Below are 1,965 nucleotides of genomic sequence, written 5' to 3'. Positions count from 1 at the left end.
CGTCCCCGCCGTTGGCTGCGGCGGCCTTCGGCGCGGCGAGGGTGAGATCGGTGACCGCGAGCGGGATGCCGCGGTGCTGGAGGTAGAGCCGGTCGCCGTCGCGCAAGAACTTTGCGCTGTCCATCACGCCATCGTGGCGGAAGCGGACGGCGTCGGAATCGAGTTGGTCGATCTCGAACTTGTCTTGCCGGCCGTCGGCGGCGACAGTGTAACTACCATCGCGCTCGCGCGTGACTTCGAGTTCGTATGTCTGACCGGCGATCTCGATTTTCGCTGGCAACGGAAAGGTGGCGGCGAGGCTCCGCCCGCCCTGCCATGACGGTGTGCGCGGGTTGGTGACGTAGAGCAGCAGGCTCGCCAGCGCCATGTCGAATGCCGCGTTCGCGCGCGGTGCCAGCAGCTCGTCGCGATGCGCGCCGATGAAGGCTGTCGTCGCCTCACCCTTGGCAAAGCCGGGATGACGCAGGCAGGACATCAGGAACGCCTGATTAGTCGTCACGCCGAAAGCCGTGAGCTGCTCAAGGCCGACGACCAGCCGCCCCCTCGCCTCCTCGCGCGTGGCGCCATGGCTGATCACCTTGGCGATCATGGAATCGTAGAACGGCGGGATCTCCGAACCCGATTGCAGCGCGTGCTCGACGCGGATGCCATCAGGCACCTGCCAGCGCGCCATGCGGCCCGACTGCGGCATGAAGTCGTGCCCGGCATCCTCCGAGCAGAGCCGCACCTCGATGGCATGGCCGGAGAACTTGATGTCCTGCTGCTTCACCGGCAATTGCTCGCCACGCGCGACGCGCAGCTGCAGCTCGACCAGATCGAGCCCGGTGATCGCCTCCGTCACGGGATGCTCGACCTGGAGACGCGTGTTCATCTCCATGAAGTAGAACGCGCCGCTCGCATCGAGCAGGAATTCCAGCGTGCCGGCGCCCTCGTAACGCAGCGCCTTCACCGCCGATACCGCGACCTCGCCCATTTTCGCGCGCAACTCCGGCGTCACGGCGGGCGACGGTGCCTCCTCGATCAGCTTCTGGTGCCGCCGCTGCACCGAACAGTCGCGCTCGCCGAGATGGATGGCGTTGCCGTGGCTGTCGCCGAACACCTGGATTTCGATGTGGCGCGGGTTCTGGATCGCGCGCTCGAGGATGACGGTGGGATCGCCGAACGCCGCTTTCGCCTCCGATCGCGCGCTGCGCAGGGCATCAGGGAACGAGGCCGCGTCGATGACGAGCCGCATGCCACGACCGCCGCCGCCGGCGACCGCCTTGATCATCACGGGGAAGCCGATCTTTTTGGCCTCCGCGAGCATGACCTCGTCACCCTGCTCGGCGCCCTGATAGCCGGGCACGCAGGGAACGCCGGCCTTCTTCATGATCTCCTTGGCGCCGGCCTTGTTGCCCATCGCCTCGATCGCCTGCGGCGAGGGACCGATGAAGACGAGACCCGCATCCTTGCAGGCTTGCGCAAAATCCTCGTTCTCGGCGAGGAAGCCATAGCCGGGATGAACGGCATCTGCGCCGCTCGCTCTCGCCGCGGCGATGATCGCGGGGATGTTGAGATAGGATTGCGCCGGCAGGGCTTCGCCGATGCGCACGGCCTGGTCGGCCTGTTGCACGTGGAGTGCGTCGCGATCCGCATCCGAATAGACCGCGACGACGCCGAGGCCCAGCTGTCGCGCGCTGCGCATCACGCGCAGTGCGATCTCGCCACGATTGGCGACCAGGACCCTGAAGAACGGCCGGTGCTGCACTGATCCGTTCCTCATGGGCGGGCCACCGAAAACTGCATGCGCTGGGGCGTCCGTGCGTCACCCTCGCGGCAGATCGCGAGCACTTCGGAGAGGACCGCGCGGGTGTCGCGCGGGTCAATCACGCCGTCGTCGAGCACGCGGGCGCTGGTGGAGAACACGTCCATCTGGCCGTCGAACACACCGATGATTTGCGCCTTCATCGCGTCGAGTTTTTCCTT

General features: G+C 66.7%; 1 protein-coding gene and 1 pseudogene. Both read right to left on the bottom strand.

All coding sequences use genetic code 11. The features are described 5' to 3' along the window. Positions 1–1,762 (bottom strand): acetyl-CoA carboxylase biotin carboxylase subunit (locus IC66_RS0125445; RefSeq protein WP_038949542.1); only part of this gene is annotated, 1,762 nt, incomplete at its 3' end. Then, positions 1,759–1,965 (bottom strand): annotated as a pseudogene (locus IC66_RS42665) (acyl-CoA carboxylase subunit beta); the annotation flags it as partial. The pseudogene IC66_RS42665 and the gene IC66_RS0125445, both read right to left, overlap by 4 nt.

This window comes from Bradyrhizobium genomosp. III (genome assembly GCF_000261705.1).
In the GTDB taxonomy this organism is placed as follows: domain Bacteria; phylum Pseudomonadota; class Alphaproteobacteria; order Rhizobiales; family Xanthobacteraceae; genus Bradyrhizobium; species Bradyrhizobium ottawaense.
The sequence above is the reverse complement of the archived record's forward strand: the minus strand, read 5'-3'. Positions and strand labels throughout refer to the sequence as shown.